Genomic DNA, 1,357 nt, shown 5'->3' on the forward strand with positions numbered 1-1,357 from the left:
TGCTGTCCGGAGGGGATCGGGGCCGCAGAGACCAGGGGGAAGCGACTGTTTACTAAAAACACAGGTCCGTGCGAAGTCGCAAGACGATGTATACGGACTGACTCCTGCCCGGTGCTGGAAGGTTAAGAGGACCGGTTAGCCCTTACGGGCGAAGCTGGGAATTTAAGCCCCAGTAAACGGCGGTGGTAACTATAACCATCCTAAGGTAGCGAAATTCCTTGTCGGGTAAGTTCCGACCTGCACGAATGGAGTAACGACTTCCCCGCTGTCTCAACCATAAACTCGGCGAAATTGCAGTACGAGTAAAGATGCTCGTTACGCGCAGCAGGACGGAAAGACCCCGAGACCTTTACTATAGTTTGGTATTGATATTCGGTGTGGCTTGTGTAGGATAGGTGGGAGACTGTGAGACCCGGACGCCAGTTCGGGTGGAGTCATCGTTGAAATACCACTCTGGTCATACTGGATATCTAACTTCGGCCCGTAATCCGGGTCAGGGACAGTGCCTGATGGGTAGTTTAACTGGGGCGGTTGCCTCCTAAAGAGTAACGGAGGCGCCCAAAGGTTCCCTCAGCCTGGTTGGCAATCAGGTGGCGAGTGTAAGTGCACAAGGGAGCTTGACTGTGAGAGAGACATCTCGAGCAGGGACGAAAGTCGGGACTAGTGATCCGGCGGTACATTGTGGAATGGCCGTCGCTCAACGGATAAAAGGTACCTCGGGGATAACAGGCTGATCTTGCCCAAGAGTCCATATCGACGGCATGGTTTGGCACCTCGATGTCGGCTCGTCGCATCCTGGGGCTGGAGTAGGTCCCAAGGGTTGGGCTGTTCGCCCATTAAAGCGGTACGCGAGCTGGGTTTAGAACGTCGTGAGACAGTTCGGTCCCTATCCGCTGCGCGCGCAGGAAATTTGAGAAGGGCTGTCCTTAGTACGAGAGGACCGGGACGGACGAACCTCTGGTGTGTCAGTTGTACTGCCAAGTGCACCGCTGATTAGCTACGTTCGGATGGGATAACCGCTGAAAGCATCTAAGCGGGAAGCCCGCTTCGAGATGAGATTTCCATACACCTTGTGTGTGAGAGGCCCCCAGCCAGACCACTGGGTTGATAGGCCGGATGTGGAAGCGGGGACTAAAGACCCGTGAAGCTGACCGGTACTAATAGGCCGATAACTTACACCACAACACACTCTGGGCAGGAAACGACTTCAAACGTTCCCGCCAAAGAAGGATTGTGTTAGATCATGCTGCTTGCGTCCACTATGTGGTTCCCGGACAACAAACCCGAGGGGTTTGTTACCCGTGGAACACGACCACCATACTGGTCTCCTTAACCGGGGATTATGTGTGGGTGGTCG

At 54.6% G+C, this 1,357-nt stretch carries 1 rRNA gene (cut by a window edge); it reads left to right on the forward strand.

Going from position 1 to position 1,357, the window contains the following annotated elements:
• Positions 1-1,182, forward strand: a 23S ribosomal RNA gene (locus ACIQXM_RS18055) (it extends 2,080 nt beyond the left edge of the window).
• The last annotated feature ends 175 nt before the right edge of the window (positions 1,183-1,357 follow it).

The organism is Arthrobacter sp. NPDC097144, from assembly GCF_044762205.1.
In the GTDB taxonomy this organism is placed as follows: Bacteria; Actinomycetota; Actinomycetes; order Actinomycetales; family Micrococcaceae; genus Arthrobacter_B.